At 32.7% G+C, this 18253-nt stretch carries 16 protein-coding genes; 5 read left to right on the top strand and 11 right to left on the bottom strand.

Translation table 11 applies throughout. The features are described from left to right. Positions 1 to 143: 143 nt before the first annotated feature. From N5E64_RS00865 to N5E64_RS00855, 3 genes are all read right to left on the bottom strand, one after another. The gene (locus N5E64_RS00865) at positions 144 to 2078 is read right to left on the bottom strand and encodes a heavy metal translocating P-type ATPase (protein WP_280035246.1); all 1935 of its coding nucleotides are present in this window, start codon (positions 2076 to 2078) and stop codon (positions 144 to 146) included. A 58-nt stretch (positions 2079 to 2136) separates the two neighbouring features. Further along, entirely contained in the window at positions 2137 to 2553 is a 417-nt protein-coding gene (locus N5E64_RS00860; RefSeq protein ID WP_125349939.1) for a Fur family transcriptional regulator, read from the bottom strand. Between the two features lie 82 nt (positions 2554 to 2635). Beyond that, entirely contained in the window at positions 2636 to 5434 is a 2799-nt protein-coding gene (locus N5E64_RS00855; protein WP_280035240.1) for a GH92 family glycosyl hydrolase, read from the bottom strand. Between the two features lie 89 nt (positions 5435 to 5523). On the opposite strand from N5E64_RS00855, the gene N5E64_RS00850 reads away from it, so the two are divergent. The 5 genes from N5E64_RS00850 (at position 5524) to serS (ending at position 10250) form a co-directional block, all read left to right on the top strand. Further along, complete coding sequence (locus N5E64_RS00850; RefSeq protein WP_280035238.1) at positions 5524 to 6525, top strand: N(4)-(beta-N-acetylglucosaminyl)-L-asparaginase; 1002 nt, start codon at positions 5524 to 5526, stop codon at positions 6523 to 6525. Then, entirely contained in the window at positions 6522 to 7199 is a 678-nt protein-coding gene (locus N5E64_RS00845) for a copper homeostasis protein CutC (RefSeq protein ID WP_038334770.1), read from the top strand. The genes N5E64_RS00850 and N5E64_RS00845 overlap by 4 nt, the downstream gene beginning before the upstream one ends. Positions 7200 to 7217: 18 nt before the next feature. Continuing rightward, positions 7218 to 8342, top strand: a complete 1125-nt coding sequence (locus N5E64_RS00840; RefSeq protein ID WP_038334764.1) for a hypothetical protein — start codon at positions 7218 to 7220, stop codon at positions 8340 to 8342. 21 nt (positions 8343 to 8363) lie between these two features. Further along, positions 8364 to 8666 carry a hypothetical protein gene (locus tag N5E64_RS00835; RefSeq protein WP_180905654.1) on the top strand — a complete coding sequence of 101 codons (303 nt, stop codon included), beginning with the start codon at positions 8364 to 8366 and terminating at the stop codon, positions 8664 to 8666. A gap of 315 nt (positions 8667 to 8981) precedes the next feature. Next, the gene (gene serS / locus N5E64_RS00830) at positions 8982 to 10250 is read left to right on the top strand and encodes a serine--tRNA ligase (RefSeq protein ID WP_038334750.1); all 1269 of its coding nucleotides are present in this window, start codon (positions 8982 to 8984) and stop codon (positions 10248 to 10250) included. 68 nt (positions 10251 to 10318) lie between these two features. Here serS and rfbD read toward each other — a convergent pair whose 3' ends face one another. From rfbD to N5E64_RS00790, 8 genes are all read right to left on the bottom strand, one after another. Next, on the bottom strand, positions 10319 to 11173 hold the full coding sequence (gene rfbD / locus N5E64_RS00825) for a dTDP-4-dehydrorhamnose reductase (protein ID WP_038334743.1): 855 nt from the start codon (positions 11171 to 11173) through the stop codon (positions 10319 to 10321). 54 nt (positions 11174 to 11227) lie between these two features. Continuing rightward, a complete protein-coding gene (locus N5E64_RS00820) occupies positions 11228 to 11743 on the bottom strand; it encodes an OmpH family outer membrane protein (RefSeq protein ID WP_114998374.1) in 516 nt (171 codons plus the stop codon). Positions 11744 to 11769: 26 nt separating this feature from the next. Beyond that, positions 11770 to 12357: an OmpH family outer membrane protein gene (locus N5E64_RS00815; protein WP_280035230.1), complete on the bottom strand. Its 588-nt coding sequence runs from the start codon at positions 12355 to 12357 to the stop codon at positions 11770 to 11772. Positions 12358 to 12418: 61 nt separating this feature from the next. Next, the gene (gene bamA / locus N5E64_RS00810) at positions 12419 to 14941 is read right to left on the bottom strand and encodes an outer membrane protein assembly factor BamA (protein WP_280035228.1); all 2523 of its coding nucleotides are present in this window, start codon (positions 14939 to 14941) and stop codon (positions 12419 to 12421) included. A gap of 20 nt (positions 14942 to 14961) precedes the next feature. Further along, positions 14962 to 15705, bottom strand: a complete 744-nt coding sequence (locus tag N5E64_RS00805) for an isoprenyl transferase (RefSeq protein ID WP_280035250.1) — start codon at positions 15703 to 15705, stop codon at positions 14962 to 14964. Positions 15706 to 15716: 11 nt separating this feature from the next. Beyond that, positions 15717 to 16490, bottom strand: coding sequence for a DUF6089 family protein (locus tag N5E64_RS00800; RefSeq protein WP_280035226.1), 774 nt, complete (start codon positions 16488 to 16490; stop codon positions 15717 to 15719). Between the two features lie 118 nt (positions 16491 to 16608). Continuing rightward, positions 16609 to 17493 carry an NAD kinase gene (locus N5E64_RS00795; protein WP_280035224.1) on the bottom strand — a complete coding sequence of 295 codons (885 nt, stop codon included), beginning with the start codon at positions 17491 to 17493 and terminating at the stop codon, positions 16609 to 16611. Beyond that, the gene (locus N5E64_RS00790) at positions 17493 to 18149 is read right to left on the bottom strand and encodes an HPP family protein (RefSeq protein WP_114998381.1); all 657 of its coding nucleotides are present in this window, start codon (positions 18147 to 18149) and stop codon (positions 17493 to 17495) included. Before N5E64_RS00790 ends, N5E64_RS00795 begins: the two co-directional genes overlap by 1 nt. Positions 18150 to 18253 lie beyond the last annotated feature (104 nt).

Raw genomic sequence — 18253 nt, 5'->3', positions numbered from 1 at the left:
TTTAGAAAGTTCTTATGAAGCGATTAATAAGAATTTTGGTTCAGTCGAAAATTATTTAACTGATATTTTGAAGGTTGATTTAGATTTGATGAAAGATTTATACATAAAAAAATAAGCGATCAATTGATCGCTTTATTTTTTATCTAAAATTTCATTCGTTGAATTCGAACAGCATTCAAAATTGCTAATAAAGCAACACCAACATCAGCAAAAACAGCTTCCCACATATTGGCGATTCCTTCTGCACCAAGGAAAAGCACGATGATTTTAACGCCCATTGCTAAAATGATATTCTGTATCACAATCTTTTTTGTTTCACGACCAATTTTTATCGCCGTTGCTATTTTAGAAGGTTGATCGGTTTGGATTACAACATCTGCAGTTTCTATCGCAGCATCACTACCAAGTCCACCCATCGCAATTCCAACATCAGAAAGAGCTAAAACAGGTGCATCATTGATTCCATCTCCAACAAAAGCCACCACTTGATTTTGATCTTTTTTCAATGCTTCAACTTTCTCTACTTTTCCTTCTGGTAACAATCCACCAAAAGCTTCATCAACACCAACTTCTTTCGCAACTTTCTGCGTAATGGTATTTTTATCACCACTCAACATAATCGTTTTCGAAACACCTAAAGCTTTCATTTTCTGAATTGCTTGTTGCGCATCTTCCTTGATTTTATCAGCAATTGTAATATATCCAGCATATTTTTCATCAACTGCAACCACCACAATGCTTTCTACAATATCATGAATTTCTTGTGGATATTGAATCGAGAAATAATCTAATAATTTAGTATTTCCAGCTAAAACTATTTTTCCATCAACTTTTCCTTTCAAACCTTTTCCAGAAATTTCTTCCACCTCTATTGCTTTCAATTCTGATGGATGACTTGCCACAATCGCTTTCGCAATTGGATGTGTAGATTGCTTTTCTAAAGCCGAAACAAGATTTAAAAAATCATTTTCAGGGAGATTCGTTTCAATTTTTTGCACTTCGAAAACACCTTCTGTCATTGTTCCAGTTTTATCCATCACAACTGTGTTTACTTTTGCCATTAAATCTAAAAAGTTAGAACCTTTTACTAAAATTCCGTTACGTGAAGCCGCTCCAATTCCACCAAAATAACCCAACGGAACCGAAATAACCAACGCACAAGGACAAGAAACAACCAAGAAAACTAAACCTCTGTACAACCAATCATGAAAATCATAATTGTCAACAAAAAAGTATGGAATAATCACCAAAGCAGCAGCTAAAAAGAAAACAATTGGTGTATATATTTTTGCAAATTTTCGGATAAATAATTCAGTTGGTGCTTTGCGAGAAGCTGCATCTTGAACCATTTGTAAGATTTTTGCAATCGAACTATCTTCAAATTTTTTAGTCGTTTGAATCTCGATTACATTTTCAAGATTTAACATTCCTGCCAAAACAGTTTCTCCAGTTTTATAAGTTGAAGGCTTACTTTCTCCCGTCAAAGCAGCAGTATTAAAGCTTCCTTTATCTGAAATCATAATTCCATCTAACGGAACTTTTTCCCCAACTTTCACCTGAATTGTTTCTCCAATTACCACATCTTGTGGTTTTATTGTTTCGAAATTACCATTTCGTAAAACATGTGCTGTATCTGGACGAACATCTAACAAGGCTTTGATATTTCCTTTTGCCTTATTTACCGCAGCTTCCTGAAACATTTCGCCAATTGTATAAAACAACATTACCGCTACACCTTCTGGATATTCGCCAATAATGAAAGCACCTAAAGTTGCAATTCCCATCAACGAAAATTCATTGAAAAAATCTAGCTTTTTAGCTAATTTAAAGGCTTCTCCCCAAACAGGAAATGCTACTATAATATAAGAAATACCAAACCATATCAAACGAATAGTCTGATTATCAACAAACCAAGTTGGTTTTAAAACATATTGAACAAAAATCCCAGCAAAGAAAATAGCTAAACTGGCACCTAATAAAATTTTACTATTATTGTGTTCGTGGTCATGACCTTCGTGATTGTGATCATGAGTATCTTTATGTTCGTCATTTGACGTACTACAACAAGCTTTAGACATAATTCAAAAATTTATATTTCAAAATTATAAAGTTATTGCTGCAATCTGGTTGCAAAGTTTAGGATTTACATTGATCACATACTCCTTTCAGAATAAATGAAGATTGTTCGACTTCGAAATTTTTGGGTAGATTGATTTCTGGCAAATGAATATTTCTCAAACAAAACGTCTGATTACAATTGTTACAATGAAAATGAGCATGCGTAAACTCGGGCGTACATTTGCAACTCGATTCGCAAAGCGCATATTTTATAGACCCCGTTCCGTCCTCGATTGAATGAATTAATTTATTTTCTTCAAACGTTTTTAAGGTTCGATAAATTGTTACTCGATCTGCTTGATCCATCTCAATTTCTAGATCAGCCAAACTCAACGCAACTTCTGCATTCATCAGTTTATCCAAGACCAACAATCGCATCGCAGTCGGATTGATAGAACGATTTTGTAATGTTTTGTTTAAAATTTCTGTTTGCATTTTCTTCGATTTCGAATATAAAGTTACGAAAAAAGAGGCAAATCGTATTGATTTACCTCATTTTATAAATTTGAATATTATCTTATTTGATTGTTATTTCATCTACAAAAATATACGACTTTCCTTGAAAAGGTTCTGCTAAATGACCTTTTGGAAATGCACCATAATTTGTCGCTTTTACCTTGATATAACGTGCTTTTTCTTCTTTGAACTGAACTTTCCATGAATCAGAAAACACGTTATTATCAAATGCATCAACTTGTTTTTCTAACATTCCAACCAATTTAAAATTCTGATTATCTTTCGATGTATAGACTTCTAATTTTGTAGGTAAGACAATCCAAGAACGAGAATCTTGTAAGAAATTCATGACAACCGAAGAAACGGATTTCGCTTTTTTCATGTCAACAATTGCATCAAAATTTTGATCATAATATCCTTGCCAATCCCCTTTTTTCCAATTGCTATCACCAACAATTCCGTCCAATAAACCTTGCGGTCCACCTGCATGATATTGCGGTGTGTAGGTAGAATTCAACTGAATTGTATAATCATTTGGTTTCTTAGTAAATGTTCCAGAAATTGTTTTACTTTTCTTTCCATTCACTTCCACAAAAGAAGAAATTGTAGTTGTTTCTTTGATTGAAATTGGTTTTTTATAGATTTCAGCTTTTTTACCATTCACAGAAACATAAATTTTCGCATTTGGTTCAGAAGATTTTACTTCAACATTCATTTTATTTTGAAATGATCTGTCTTCAGCAATCAAAACTGGAACCGTTACAATTTTTTCACTTTCAGAAATAGGTTTAACCTCTCTATCTTTCAAGAATTCAAATCCTAAAAATTGATTTTCTTTGTAATTATTTTTCGTGATTATACGCTTCGTTCCATCTTCTAGATTAATCGTGATTTCATCAAAATACGGCTCAACAGTCGTCCACATTCCCGAACCTGGCGTAACGCTATAAATTCCCATCGAAGCTAAAACATACCACGCACTCATCTGCCCACAATCTTCATTTCCAATCAATCCATCTGGCGAGTTTTTGTAATGTTCATTCAAAATTTTATGAACCAATTCTTTTGTTTTTTTTGGCTTATCAATGTAATTGTACAAAAAAGCCACGTGATGACTCGGCTCATTTCCTTGCGCATATTGCCCGATAAGTCCCGTAACATCCACTTGCTCCCGACCTGTTGTTTCTGATGGTGCATTAAATAATTCATCTAATTTTGCATCAAAACCATCTTTTCCACCATAAAAATCAATCATTCCATTAATATCTTGCGGTGCAAAAAACGTGTATTGACAACCATTCGCCTCTGTGTAATTATTGTTTACTTCACGCGGATCAAAAGGCTTTAGCCAACCTCCATTTTTCTTTGGCTGAATAAATTTTGTCTCATGATTGAATAAATTCTTCCAATATTGAGAACGTTCGATAAAGTAATTATAATCGTCGTGTTTATTTAAAATCAATGCCATTTGCGCAATACACCAATCATCGTACGCATATTCTAATGTTTTAGAAACTGATTCATGTTCATCGTCAATCGAAATAAATCCGTTTTGTTTGTAAGCTTTCAATCCCAAATGATCTAACATTGCCGAATGTTTTGCTGCTTCATAAGCTTTCTCATAATCAAAGCCTTTGAAACCTTTTACCATTGCATCAGCAATCACAGAAACCGAGTGATAACCAATCATACAATAGGTTTCGTTACTTGCTAATTCCCAAACAGGTAAACGTCCACCTTGTTCGTAATGCTTGATAAATGTGTTAATAAAATCAATCGTTCTTCTCTTCTCAATCAACGTATACAAAGGATGCGCCGCACGAAAAGTATCCCAAAGCGAGAAAACCGAATAATAATCGAAGTTATTTGCCAAATGAATTTGATCGTCCATTCCACGATAATTTCCATTCAAATCTTGCGAAATATTTGGTTGCATCATCGTGTGATACATCGCTGTATAAAAAATAGTTAGTTTATTCTTATCTGAAGATTTCACTTCAATCTTCGATAATTCTTTGTCCCAAGCTTTTTCAGCAGCGGCTTTCGTTTTAGAAAAATCAAAAGTTGTTAATTCTTTGCTATTAACATCCGTTCCATTATATCCAGTTGTAGATAAGGTCACTTTTACCATAATCTTCTCACCTTTCTTTACCTTTTTACCAAAAGCCAAGGCAATTTCATTTCCTTTGAATGTTTTAGATGTAATATTTCCGTCTTTTGAAGCAGTTAATTTCATCGGAACATTAAATTCTATTTTGGCAAAAATCTTTTGATTCTTCGCCCACTCTTCCGAATTTCTGTAAACATAAAGTGTTTTAGCGTCTACAATTTTCACTTCTCCATCAACTAATTTATCACGATGATTAAGATCTAAAATGATCTTTGCATCACCTGCTTTATTAAAAGTATACTCATGCAAACCAACGCGAGTTGTCGTTGTTAATCGGACATTGACATTATATTTATCTAACAAAACTTGATAATATCCTGCTGTAGCTTTTTCATTTTTATGCGAAAATTTAGAACCATAATCAGCTTGAATAAATCCTTTCTGATTAAGCGTTGGCATCAACATAATGTCACCATAATCAGAAACTCCAGTTCCATTTAGATGTGTATGTGAAAAACCATAAATAAAATCATCTGAATAATGATAACCACCACAACCATCCCAACTTCCATCAATTCGAGTATCTGGAGAAAGTTGAACCATTCCGAATGGTAAAGTCGCTCCAGGAAATGTATGTCCATGTCCACCTGTTCCAATAAACGGATTAACATATTGTGCATAATTATTTTTCTGAGCAAAAATTAATGATGAAAACATCATCAGAATAAATGATAGTAAAGTTGATCTCATTAGTTTTTAGTGTTTTGATTGACAGAAATTCTGTTATACAATAATATGGATTATATTTGTTTTAACACAATTTAGAAATCGATTAACACATGAGTAATAGAAGAAATTTCATAAAAAATCTTGGAGCTTTAGGCTTGCTTTTAGGTACAACGAAACTTGATCTTAGTGCACAAACTAAATCTACAAGATCAACTACTTCAACAAAAATCAATAAACCGATTGTTCTTTCTACTTGGCGTTTTGGACTTGAAGCCAACGCCGAAGCTTGGAAGGTTTTAGGAAAAAATGGTACTGCTTTAGACGCAGTAGAACAAGGGGTAAAATTAGTTGAAGCAGATCCTAATGAACGAAGTGTTGGTTACGGCGGACGTCCTGATCGTGATGGAAAAGTAACATTGGATGCCTGTATTATGGACGATCAAGCGAATATCGGTTCTGTTGCAGCTTTAGAATATATCAAACATCCGATTTCTGTTGCGCGAAAAGTGATGGAAGATACGCCACATGTTATGTTAGTTGGAAATGGTGCACTTCAATTTGCGTTAGAAAAAGGTTTCAAGAAAGAGAATTTATTGACTGATGTTTCCGAAAAAGAGTGGAAAGAATGGTTGAAAGATACCAATTATCAGATGCCTATCAACATCGAAAATCATGATACAATTGGAATGATTGCCTTAGATGCCCACGGAAATCTTTCTGGAGCTTGTACTACGAGCGGAATGGCATACAAAATGCATGGTCGTGTTGGCGATTCACCAATTATCGGCGCAGGTTTGTATGTTGACAACGAAATTGGTGCGGCAACGGCGACTGGACACGGCGAAGAAGTGATTCGTATTGCGGGAAGTCATTTGGTTGTGGAATTGATGCGTCAAGGATATTCGCCAGAAAATGCGTGTAAGGAGGCTGTTCATCGAATCATTAAATTAACAAAATCGCGTAAAAAAGATTTATCGGCGATTCAAGTTGGTTTTATTGCAATCAACAAACAAGGCGAATATGGTTCGTATTGTATCCATCCAGGTTTTAACTTTGCGGTTTATGACGAAACTGGAAATCGTTTGATTGACGGAAAATCTATTACAAAATGAAAAAATTAGAAATTGCTTGCTTCAACTTAGAATCAGCTTTAGTTGCAGCAAAATCAAATGCAGATCGAATCGAGTTATGCGCCGATGCTTCAACAGGTGGAATTACACCAGACTTTGAAGATATCAAAACATTAAGAAAAGAAACAGACAAAGAAATCATGGTGATGATTCGTCCTCGTGGTGGAGATTTTTGTTATTCTGATGAAGAATTTGAACAAATGAAATCTGAAATTATCATGATTAAAAATTTTAGAATTAATGGTTTTGTTTTTGGAATTTTGAATGAAGATAATAAAATCGATTCTGAACGAAATCATGAATTAATTGAACTTGCAAAACCTTTTCCTTGTACTTTTCATCGCGCTTTTGACAGAACTTCTGATGCCGAAAATTCACTTCAAATCGTGATTGATTTAGGATTCAAAACTATTTTAACTTCTGGTTTAGATAGTAATGTTGATGATGGAAAACATGAATTAAAAAACCTTGTTAAAAAAGCAGAAAATAAGATTACAATTATGCCAGGAGGTGGTTTGCGCTCAACAAATATTAAAGAAATTGATTCATATACAAACGCTACTTACTTTCATTCATCAGCGATGATTGACGATTCTGGAATTGCTAATTTAGAAGAAATCAATCGATTAAAAAGTATGATAAATTCTGAAAAATAAAAATAGTAACTTTGGACTATGCTTTGGGAAAATATAATTGGACAACAGGAGATTAAAAACAAGCTTCAACAATCTATAAAAGATGGTCGTATAAGTCATGCTCAGCTTTTTTCTGGTCCAGAAGGTTCGGGAACTTTGGCTTTGGCAATTGCTTATGCACGTGAGGTTTTGTGTGATTTGAATAACGAACAATGCAATCTGAAAGTTGATAAATTACAACATCCCGATTTACATTTTTCTTTTCCTTATTCAGCAACAGAAAGTGTAAAAAAGCCACTTGCTAAGTATTTATTAAACGATTGGCGAACTTTTGTAGACGAAAATGTCTATGGAAATTTAACGGATTGGATGTCTCATCTTGGAATTGAGAAAAAACAAGGCGTTATTCCTGTTGATGAAGCGGATGAAATCGTCAAAACATTAGCGTTAAACAGTTACGAAGGAGGCTATAAAATCATGATTATTTGGCAAGCTGAGGAAATGACTACTGCAGCTGCAAATAAATTGTTGAAAATAATTGAAGAACCGCCTCAAAAAACACTTTTTTTATTGGTAACAGAACGTGAAGATTTGATTCTACAAACTATTACTTCTCGTTGTCAATTGGTTAAAATTCCTCGTTTATCGCAATCGGATATAAAGGATTATCTAATTGAGAAGAAAAATATTAATCCAGAAAAAGCGCAACATATTGCTTTTCTATCGCAAGGAAATGTACGAGAAGCGTTGCATCAATTGAATGATGACGAACATTTATTCGATAAGTATTTTGTGACTTGGGTTCGAAAAGCCTTTATGGCAGCCAAAACTCCAACCGTTTTAAAAGATTTGATTGATTGGTCGAATCAAATTGCAAGTTGGTCGAGAAGTGAGCAAAAAGATTTTTTGAATTATTGTTCAGAGATTTTTCGTCAAGCTTTATTAAAAACGTATCAATCTGATGATTTAGTTTTTCTACAAATCAATGCAGAAGGTTTTAAATGGCAAGGTTTTGCGCCTTTTATACATGGAGCAAATATCGAAGATATTTTAAATGAAATTAATGAAGCGTCGTATCATATCGAACGAAATGGTAATTCTAAAATTATACTTTTAGATTTATCAATCAAGCTAACGAGATATTTACATCGCAAAACAGCATAAAAAAAACCACTTATCTAATAAGTGGTTTCTTTATATGATCTGAATGTTATTTCAAATTATTTTGCTGGAGCTTCAGTAGCTGGAGCTACTTCTTTAGCTGCACCTTCAACTTTAGTTGCTGCTGAATCAACTTTAGCTGCTGCTGAGTCAACTACTGCTGCTGCTGAATCAACTACTGCTGCTGCTGAATCAACTGTTACTGCTGCTGAATCAACGTTAGCTGGTGCTTCTTCTGCTTTTTTCTCACCACAAGATACTGCTCCTAAAGATAAAGCTGCTACTGCAACTACTGCGAAAAATTTTTTCATTGTTTTATTGTTTTAATTATTAATAATTTTCGATTAATTTTCTTTGACAAATGTATTTCGAAACGTAAACAACAGCATGTAAAATCAATGTAATATAATTGTATTAATCAATTCTCAATAAATAAAATTTAAACTATTGATTTTTAATCAATTATAAATAGTTTTACAATTTTTGAATATTTTTTGTAAAAAACATTGTGTCAATTATTTATCTAATGAAGACAGTTAAATTTAAAAATTAATTGATTTTGATTAATTTTTGATCCTAAATCATTTAATCTTTATTCTAAAAAATTAATTATTTATACATTTGTATAAATTTAATAAAAGTATGCTAGTAGTTTCTTACATTCAAGAAAACAAAGATCGTGTAATTGAAGGACTTAAAAAACGTAACTTCAAACAATTAGATCTTGTTGATGAAGTTTTAAATGTGGATGAACTTCGTCGTAAAACACAATTTGAATTAGATAATGTATTAGCTGAATCCAACAAATTAGCAAAAGAAATTGGTAATTTGTTTAAAGATGGAAGATCGGAAGAGGCTAATGAATTAAAAAACAAAACGGTTGATTTAAAAACTCAATCAAAAGAGTTACAAGATTTATTATCGTCTTACGAAACATCCGTTAAAGATATTTTGTATCAAATCCCGAATATTCCGAACGAAATCGTAAAAGCAGGAAAAGATGCTGATGATAATGAAATCGTTTTTGAACACGGTGATGCAACTGCAAAACCAAACAATTTGCCACACTGGGAAGTTGCTAAGAAATTTAACATCATTGATTTTGAATTAGGTGTTAAAATTACCGGAGCTGGTTTCCCTGTTTACAAAGGAAAAGGTGCTCGTTTGCAACGTGCTTTAACACAATTTTTCTTAGATAAAAATTCTGATGCTGGCTATACAGAAATTGTTCCTCCCTTCGTTGTGAATGAGGCTTCTGGTTATGGAACTGGACAGTTACCAGACAAAGAAGGACAAATGTATTATATTGGAGAAGATGATTTGTACTTGATTCCTACTGCGGAAGTTCCTGTGACGAATATTTACCGTGATACAATTGTAAAAGCAGAAGATTTACCAATTACGTTGACTGCATATTCACCATGTTTCCGTCGTGAAGCGGGTTCTTATGGAAAAGATGTTAGAGGATTAAATCGTTTACACCAATTTGAGAAAGTTGAGATTGTACGTATCGAAAAACCAGAAAATTCTTACGCTGCTTTAGACGGAATGATTGAGCACGTAAAAGGAATTTTAGAAGATTTAGAATTACCATACCGTATTTTAAGACTTTGTGGTGGTGATACAGGATTTACATCTGCAATTACATACGATTTTGAAGTTTTCTCTGAAGCGCAAGAAAAATGGTTAGAAGTTTCATCTGTATCTAATTTTGAGACTTTCCAAGCGAATCGTTTGAAATTACGTTACAAAGATGAAAACGGAACTCAATTAGCACATAGTTTAAATGGTTCTGCTTTGGCTTTACCACGTATTTTAGCCTCAATTTTAGAGAATCACCAACAAGCTGATGGAACAGTAAAAATTCCGAAAGCGTTGCAACCTTATACTCGTTTTGAGATTTTAGATTAATCAATAATCTGTCAGATAAATAAAAGCTCGAGAATTTCTCGAGCTTTTTTATGTTATTAAAATTGAAACTAAATCAGGTGTTTCAATTCTTTTTTCAAACTATCTTCCCAAGTCGGAATATCAAATTGATAAACTTCTTTTATTTTCGATTTATCCAATAAACTATACGCAGGACGTTTCGCTTTTGTCGGATAAGCTGAAGTTGGAACAGGATTAATTTCGATTGTTGAATTAGACAATTCTTTAATTTTTTGCGCAAATTCAAACCAAGAACATTTTCCTTCATTCGAATAATTAAAAATTCCATAGGTTAAATCATCTTTCAAAATAATCGTTAAGATTACATCAGCCAAATCAATTGCATTTGTTGGCGAACCAATTTGATCTGCTACAACAGAGATCGAATCTTTGTCATTAAACAACCTAAGCATCGTTTTAACGAAATTATTTCCAAATCGAGAATAAACCCAAGCTGTGCGTAAAATAATCGTTTTAGAATTGTTTTCTAATGCTAAATTTTCGCCATCTAATTTTGTTTGACCATACACCCCTATAGGATTTGTTTGATCTGTTTCTAGACGAGGTTGAGCTTCAGTTCCATCAAATACATAATCTGTCGAAACGTGAATAAAAGGAATTCCTTTTTGATTCGTGATTTTTGCTAAAAATTCTGTTGCTTTTGCGTTTACTAAATAAGCATTCTCTTGATCATCTTCAGCTTTATCAACCGCTGTATAAGCTGCACAATTGACAACAAAATCGAATGATTTATCTTCGAAATAATGATTAATTAATTCTTCATTCGTAATATCTAATTCATTTCGAGTGACAAAAAAACATTCAATTTCCTTGTAGTTTTTTGATTGCTCTAAAATCGATTGACCTAACTGACCATTCGCTCCGGTAACTAAAATTCTTTTCATATATAAAAAAAGCCACTAAAATAGTGGCTTGAAGGTATTATTAATATCTTAAAATTATAATCCTAATTCTTTTTTAACGTCATTTAATAAGTCGTATCCTCCAGCTTTGTAAACTAAAACACCTGCAGGTAAAACATATTTAACTCCTTTTTTTGCAGCAGCAGCATTAATTGCATCCATTACTCTTTTCTCGATTGGATCCATTAAAGCTTTCTCTTTTGCTTGCATTTCATCTTGAGCAGCTTTTGCATACGTTTCGTATTTCTTTTGCATTTCTTGCTCTTTCTCTTGGTATTTGTTCGCTGCAATTAATTTTTGAGCCTCTTCTTGAGATTTACCAGCTAAATCTTTTTGAGCAGTTTCCATAAAAGTTTTATAGTCTGCTTGTAATTTTGCGATAGCATCTTCGTGTTTTTTACCTAATGCTTGTAAATCAGCCTCTGCTTTTTTGTAAGCTGGCATTGATTCAATTACTGCTTGCGTATCAATATGTGCAATTTCTTGAGCGAAAGATAAAACGCTTCCGAAAACCATCATTGTAAATACTGCTATCAATCTAATTTGTTTCATTTCTAGTCTAATTTGTTTTTTAAAATTTATTTTCTTGTTTTATTGCTACTATTACTAGTTTTATTATTTCCAGAAGTTGATGTTTTTGAATTATTTGGTTTCAACTCTGGTCTTAAAGTCATTAATACTTCTCTACTTATGTCAAACTTTGGATCTGTATAAATCATGATTAAATCACTTCCTTTATCAAATACAAAACCATATCCTCTTTTATCTGCAACTTCTTTTGTCGCATTATAAATTTGATCTTGTAAAGGCTTTACCATTGATCTTCTCAGATTAACTAAATCACCATTTGGTCCATAACGTTTATCTTGCAAAATTCTTACAGCCGCTACTTCATCAGCTAGCTTTTTCTCTTGCTCTTTCACCTGTTCTGCCGTTAATAAAATCTTTTCGGCTTCGAATTCGGCTTGTAATTTAGCTAAATTTTCTTGTTTTTGCTCAATTTCTTTTTGCCAAGACTCTGTTTGAGATTTTAATTTGTTTTGAGACGATGTATATTCTGGTAAATTTTCTAAAATATACTGACTGTCTACGTAACAAAATCTTTGCGCGAAAGTGAAACTTGCTAATCCAAAGAACAACGCTATAAAGCTAATCCATTTTTTCATATTTGTGATGTGTTAATTCTAAAATTATGCCAAAACGTTCTAAGCAAAATTAATCAATTTATTAGAATTGTTGTCCAATAATAAAGTGAGTTTGCCATCCTGAGCGTTCTGTTTGTCCAAATCCTTTATCGAATCCGTATCCGAAATCGAATCCTAATAAACCAAATGCTGGCATATAAATACGAACACCTGCTCCAGCAGAACGTTTTAATTCAAACGGTTTAAATTCACTTGTATTGTTCCAAACGTTACCTCCTTCTGCAAAAGTTAATGCATAAATCTTAGCTGTTTGGCTCATTGTGATTGGATAACGCAATTCTAACGAATATTTATTATAAATTGTTCCACCTCCTTCTGGCGTAATATCTCCTGTTTGTCCACCAGAGTTTGTTGCATCTTCGTAACCTCTTAATGAAATGATCTCACGTCCATCGAAACGATTTTGTGTAAGACCTGTTCCTCCTAAGTAAAAACGTTCGAAAGGAATTGTTCCAATTTTACGGTTATATGTTCCTAAAACTCCAAATTCTCCACCAGCTTTTAAAACTAATTTACCCGTTAATTCTTTGTAGAAATATGCTTTAGCCTTAAATTTATAATACTCTAACCATTTGAATTTTTCTACATCAGACATATTTGCATAATCTTTTTCTTTGAAAACAGAATATGGAACTGTTGTTGTAAATGATAAACTAATTTCTGATCCTGATTGAGGGAAAATAGGGTCTGGTCCTGCTGAATTACGTGTTAAACCTAATGTATAGTTTAAGTTATTTGACGAACCATTTTCATATTGCATATTACCAACAGACATCGCATAATTATCGAAGTTATACAACTGATAAGAAATTGAGTTTGATAAGCGGAAATAATCATCTGGCCAAGTTAACAACTTAGTTAACCCAACTGAAGCTCCTAAGATGTCCAATTTCGCTTTTTCTCCATAATTATCACGGTAATCATATTGTGAATAATAAAAAGATGTTGATAAAGCTGTAGGGCGTTTTCCTCCAATCCAAGGTTCAACAAATGATAAACTATAATTTTTATATCCGTTACCAGCTTGTGCTCTTAGTGATAATTGTTGTCCATCTCCCATTGGAATTGGTTTCCAAGCTTTTTTATTGAAAAAATTCTTTAATGAGAAATTCCCGAAAGTTAATCCTAATGTACCAATGAAAGTCCCTGCACCATATCCTCCTTGTAATTCTACTTGAGAAGATGATTTTGGCGCAACTTTCCACTCCACATCAACTGTATTATTATCTTGATTTGGTTGAATATCTGGAACTATTTGCGTTGGTTCTAAGTATCCCAAAGAAGCTAACTCCATCATCGTACGCTTAATGTCCGATTTAGAGAATAAATCTCCTGGTTTAGTTCTTAACTCACGGTATAAAATATGATCGTGTGCTTCTGTATTACCGTTAATCGTTACTTTATTAAGTGTAGCTTGAGTTCCTTCAAAAATTTTGATTTCCAGGTCAATCGTATCATTTTTCACACTTTTTTCAACAGGAATAGCACGTGCAAATAAATACCCTCTGTCCATGTATAACGTTGAAATATCATCATCTTTTTCTGATCCCGAAATCTTTTTATTGATTCCGACAGCATCATAACGATCTCCGGTTTTATATCCAAAAATTCGTTGCAACTGCTCAGAAGTATAAATTGAGTTTCCAGAAAACGTTACATCTCCTAAGAAATATGGTTTTCCTTCGTTAACTTTAATCTTAACCAATAAGTTTTTATCATCAACTTTTTCGATATTGTATGACTCAACTTTAGCATCTCTAAAACCAACAGATTTGTATTCTTCAACCAATGTTTTTAAATCTTCCTGGAATTTTTCAGGAATCATTTTAGATGACTTGAAGATATTGATAGATTTCTGTTTGGTATTTTTCATCCCTTTTTTACGTAAACGAGCAGCAGTTAAGTTTTCATTTCCTTCGAAAATGATTTTCTTAATCTTTACACGCTCTCCACGATTCACATTTAATGTAATGTTTTCTTCGTCTTCTTTACCAACAATTGGCTGACGTTCTACATTAATTGTTGTGTTAGGATAACCTTTTCCAGTATAATAATCTTTAATTTTATTATTTGTCGTATTGATTAAACTTTGTGTAATCTTAACACCTGGATTTAATTTATTTTGTTTGATTAAATCTTCGCGTTGCGATTTTTTCACACCATTAATCTTAATTTCTCCTAAACTAGGAACTGAAACCAAGGCAAGCTCTAATGTAACTTCGTTACCTTCTATTTTATCTACATACAAGTCGATGTCAGAGAAAATATTAGATCTCCATAATTTTTTTACAGCATTATTTACCTTCGTACCTGGTAATTCTATCTCTTCACCGATAGCAAAACCTGCATAACGGATAATTTGATTCTTAGAATATTTAGAGTCACCTGTTACAACGATATCTTTCAATTTGAAAGTTCGTGCATTGGTATAATCTAAGACAAAATTATCTTGTTGTGTTGAATCAATGGTTTTCGTAGAATCTACGACTTGCGCTTGTGCCATGTAAGCTCCAAGCATACACATTGTCCAAAAAATTTTCTTCATAATCCTCTATTTCAGTTCGATTAGTTCGTTAGTTGCTCGCTTATTTTACCAAATCTACGTTCTCGATTCTGGTAATTTAAAATTGCTTTATAAAATTCTTTCTCGTTAAAATCAGGCCACAAAACCTCTGTAAAATATAATTCTGCGTAAGCAATTTGCCACAACAAGAAATTACTAATTCTGGTTTCGCCACTTGTTCTAATCATAAGATCTACCATAGGTAAATCGTGTGTATATAAGTTTTGATGAACTAATTCTTCATTAAAATCATTGTCGGATATTTCTCCGTCTTTATATTTTTGTGCAATAGACTTCATCGCTTGTAATAGTTCTTCTTTCGAACCATAACTTAATGCTAATGTCAAAACACAAGCTGTGTTGTCTTTCGTTTTTTCTATTGCTTGAGTCAAATCTTTGAATGCTTTTTTTGGTAATTTTGATAAATCTCCAATCACATTCAAGCGAACTTCATTTTTGTGTAATTCATTTATTTCGTCCTTAATTGCAGAACTTAATAAAGTCATTAAAACATTGACTTCTAATTTTGGACGATTCCAGTTTTCTGTAGAAAATGCGTAAAGTGTAAGATGTTTTATTCCTAATCTACGACATGTCTCTATAGAAGATCTCACAGCACCCAAAGAACTTTTGTGTCCAAAGGTTCTTTCTTTACCATTCTTCTTTGCCCATCTACCATTACCATCCATAATAATGGCTACATGATTTGGTATATTATTTTTATCTATTTGTTCTACTAAACTAATTTCCATTCTTTTTAATCGCAATAACATGCAGGTCGACCAAAACTATAAGTTAAGGTGATTCCTGTTAATACATACCAGTCTTTACTAGACATATTTCCAAATTGTCTTTTATCAAATTCACTTTTTGGTAAAGTTCCGTCTGCTATTGCCTCATTAAATCGATCAGAAAACTTCCCTGTGTTATAATCAAGATAATCTACATTTGCATAACGAACACCTGTTTCGAAAGATAAAATCCAATTGTAATTGAATCTTACTTTATAGCCAACTCCAAAAGGAATCGTCAAATCAGTATTGTATTTTGTTTTTTCTATAATCAAATCATTGTCTGCGTCATAATCATATTCCTTTCCTTTGGCAGAGAAAGCACCCAAACCTATAAAAATATAAGGAGATTGAGCTTTTTCCTGATCATCATTTATGCTAAAGAAATTATACTCAAACATTACTGACCCTTCTACTATATTGTTTCGAAAACTTTTTTTCCGGTCTAATTTATATTGCTCTTTCGAACGGTGATCACTTGCACCTACTTTCGAATAAGAAATATTTGCTCTAAATCCCATTTGTGGATTTATATTAAAACGATACAACCCTCCAATCGAAACAGGCAGGAAAATTTTTCCATCAGGTTCAGTTTTTGTAGGAAATGGATTGATATAGCTAGCTTTTCCAACATCACCTATCACATTTGCCCCACCAGCAAAAATTCCGAGTTCGTGTCTTTGGGCAAAAATCATTTGCGACAAACACAATGTAAAAACGAACAAAAATAATCTCATCATAATGTTGTGTTATTTTTTCGGCTTTTGCTTTTTCTTCTTTTTAAATTCGAACAAATATAAACAAAAGTCAATTCAACGTAACTGATTTAACAAAAATTAAGAAGTTTTATTGTAAATTTTAATTCCTTTTATCTGAACCCCAAAGCATTTTTTCTCTCAAAGTCGTGAAATAAGTCGCATCAATAGCTTCAACAATTAGGATTTTGAACTCTGCTTTTTGTATGGTTAATTCAACGTCAGTTGTTAAAGGAAAGTTACGAGAATCTAATGATAAGAAGTATTCATTGGCACGACTTCGAATTTTCAAGTCTATTTTTTCGTTTTCCGAAACAACTAATGGACGCACATTTAGATTATGTGGCGCAACAGGTGTAATGACAAAATTTTGATTGGACGGATGAACAATTGGTCCTCCACAACTCAACGAATATCCTGTAGAACCTGTTGGCGTAGAAATAATTAATCCATCAGACCAAAAAGAATTTAGAAATTCATTGTTCAAATAAGCATCAACCGTAATCATACTCGTTGTTTCACGGCGAACTACAGTTACTTCGTTAATTGCAAAATTATTTTCAATTTCTACACCATCACTTCTTTTCACTGTTAATAAAGTTCGTGGAATAATGTTGTAATCATCATTGAAAAAACTATCCATTTGCTCCAACAACACACTTTTATTAATTGTTGCTAAAAAGCCTAAACGTCCCGTATTTACGCCAATAATTGGAATATTAGAATCCCTAACAATTGTAGTTGCTGATAAAATTGTTCCGTCTCCACCAAAACTGAATAAGAATTTTACCGATTTATCTAAATCTTCATAAGAAGTATAGGTTTCTACCTGTTCAAAACTAATATTTGTAGAATCCTTCAAAATTTGAAGAAAATTCTGCTCAACACAAAAAGCAATTTTGTTTTGAGTTAAATAATTAAGAAATGGAGGAATAATGTCCGTTAAAGACGTACTTGTTTTTTGTCCAAAAAGTGCAACTTTTATCATTAGGTATTCATGTATTTTAACAATTGTGCATAACGACTTTGCAGAAGTTCTTGTTTTTCGTCGTTATAAAATTTTTGAATCACTTGATATCCATATCGCTCAAATGTTTCACCAATTGTTAACAAGTTTGATGAACTAAATTTCAGCAAAACATAAACGCTATCTTCTTTATTTCCAACAATCATCATTCCCAATATTTTTCCGTTATTCACTTCTATAATATTAGAAATCGCCGTCATCGACAAGTCTTTTTCCGCAATCGAAACTAACATCGAAACGCCTTGTGCAGCGACAAAAGGGAAATTTGCAAACGTGTTGATAATATCCGTTTCCGTAATAAAACCAACATAACGCGATTGTTCATTAATAATCGGTAAGATATTCGCCTGATTCGTATACATCATCTGAATTGCATCTAAAAGCGTACTCGATTCAGAAAGATAAAAACTCTCCAAATACGAAGTATAATCTACTTTTTCATCATCAATTGATAATTCAATCAAATCTTCTTCCGAGATATTTCCAACAAAATCCAACCCTTTAAACAAAGGTAAATGCGTCAATTTATTCTCTTGCACAACTTCTAAAAGCTGACTTGGAGAAGAATTAACTTTCCCTGGTTTTATCTCATTCGATAGATATTCGGTGATATACATGGCACAAATTTATATATTTTAATACATTAATTCTCTATTTTTAATGCTAATTCGGTTAAAATCATTGATTATTAATTGAAATTTAACCAATTTATTCTAAATTA

The sequence above is a fragment of the Empedobacter sp. GD03739 genome (assembly GCF_029843245.1).
GTDB classification, from domain to species: domain Bacteria; phylum Bacteroidota; class Bacteroidia; order Flavobacteriales; family Weeksellaceae; genus Empedobacter; species Empedobacter falsenii_B.
This window is presented reverse-complemented; position numbering and strand designations above follow the sequence as displayed.

Bases quoted from the DNA above. Each gene is read 5' to 3' on its own strand.
- N5E64_RS00865 (WP_280035246.1), bottom strand. From the start codon at position 2,078: ATGTCTAAAGCTTGTTGTAGTACGTCAAATGACGAACATAAAGATACT.
- N5E64_RS00795 (WP_280035224.1), bottom strand. From the start codon at position 17,493: ATGATAAAAGTTGCACTTTTTGGACAAAAAACAAGTACGTCTTTAACG.
- N5E64_RS00840 (WP_038334764.1), top strand. From the start codon at position 7,218: ATGCTTTGGGAAAATATAATTGGACAACAGGAGATTAAAAACAAGCTT.
- N5E64_RS00790 (WP_114998381.1), bottom strand. From the start codon at position 18,149: ATGTATATCACCGAATATCTATCGAATGAGATAAAACCAGGGAAAGTT.
- N5E64_RS00850 (WP_280035238.1), top strand. From the start codon at position 5,524: ATGAGTAATAGAAGAAATTTCATAAAAAATCTTGGAGCTTTAGGCTTG.
- N5E64_RS00800 (WP_280035226.1), bottom strand. From the start codon at position 16,490: ATGATGAGATTATTTTTGTTCGTTTTTACATTGTGTTTGTCGCAAATG.
- N5E64_RS00845 (WP_038334770.1), top strand. From the start codon at position 6,522: ATGAAAAAATTAGAAATTGCTTGCTTCAACTTAGAATCAGCTTTAGTT.
- N5E64_RS00855 (WP_280035240.1), bottom strand. From the start codon at position 5,434: ATGAGATCAACTTTACTATCATTTATTCTGATGATGTTTTCATCATTA.
- N5E64_RS00815 (WP_280035230.1), bottom strand. From the start codon at position 12,357: ATGAAAAAATGGATTAGCTTTATAGCGTTGTTCTTTGGATTAGCAAGT.
- bamA (WP_280035228.1), bottom strand. From the start codon at position 14,941: ATGAAGAAAATTTTTTGGACAATGTGTATGCTTGGAGCTTACATGGCA.
- rfbD (WP_038334743.1), bottom strand. From the start codon at position 11,173: ATGAAAAGAATTTTAGTTACCGGAGCGAATGGTCAGTTAGGTCAATCG.
- N5E64_RS00860 (WP_125349939.1), bottom strand. From the start codon at position 2,553: ATGCAAACAGAAATTTTAAACAAAACATTACAAAATCGTTCTATCAAT.
- serS (WP_038334750.1), top strand. From the start codon at position 8,982: ATGCTAGTAGTTTCTTACATTCAAGAAAACAAAGATCGTGTAATTGAA.
- N5E64_RS00820 (WP_114998374.1), bottom strand. From the start codon at position 11,743: ATGAAACAAATTAGATTGATAGCAGTATTTACAATGATGGTTTTCGGA.